The 615-nt window shown below is 51.4% G+C and carries 1 protein-coding gene; it reads left to right on the top strand.

What is annotated here, in order from left to right:
* Positions 1 to 84 precede the first annotated feature (84 nt).
* On the top strand, positions 85 to 615 hold a 531-nt coding region (locus tag HT737_RS29440), incomplete at its 3' end, for a DUF6338 family protein (protein ID WP_182404579.1).

Here is a 615-nt window from a genome sequence, read left to right as displayed (position 1 = left end):
GGCACGAGGCATTTGCCAGTGTGCGCTAGGCTTTTGAGTGCCGCCCGGTAACCAGTGGGCATGCCTTTCAAGGAGCCACGGATCATGGATGATCTGGTCAAAGAAGTTATTCCGTTGTTGCAGTATCTGATTCCCGGATTTGTCTCGACCTGGATTTTCTACACGCTCACTTCATTCAAACGGCCTGATACGTTTGGGCAGATTGTGCAGGCGTTGATTTTTACGTTTGTGATTCATGGGGTGGTGTTGGGGATCGGCGCTATTGGGCTATGGATAGGCTCGAAAGGCTTTTCTGTAGGGAAATGGGATGGCAAAGCCCAAGCTTTGTGGGCGTTTATGGTTTCAATGGGGCTCGGCTTGTTGTCGTGTGCTTTGGCTTCGAATGACAAATTGCACAAATGGTTACGAAGTAAAAATGTAACGAATAAAAACTCTTATCCGAGCGAGTGGTACAGCACCTTTGCGCGTCACAATAGGCTGGTAACGCTGCATTTGACCGATGAAAGGCGATTGTTCGGCTGGCCCGTCGAGTGGCCTTCCGGCCCATTGGAGGGGCAGTTCATCATGCTGAATCCAGGCTGGCTGGGTGAGGATGGCGTGGGCGTTGCCTTTTGG

It is taken from the genome of Pseudomonas sp. MD195_PC81_125, from assembly GCF_014060985.1.
Taxonomy (GTDB): Bacteria; Pseudomonadota; Gammaproteobacteria; order Pseudomonadales; family Pseudomonadaceae; genus Aquipseudomonas; species Aquipseudomonas parakoreensis.
The sequence above is the reverse complement of the archived record's forward strand: the minus strand, read 5'-3'. Positions and strand labels throughout refer to the sequence as shown.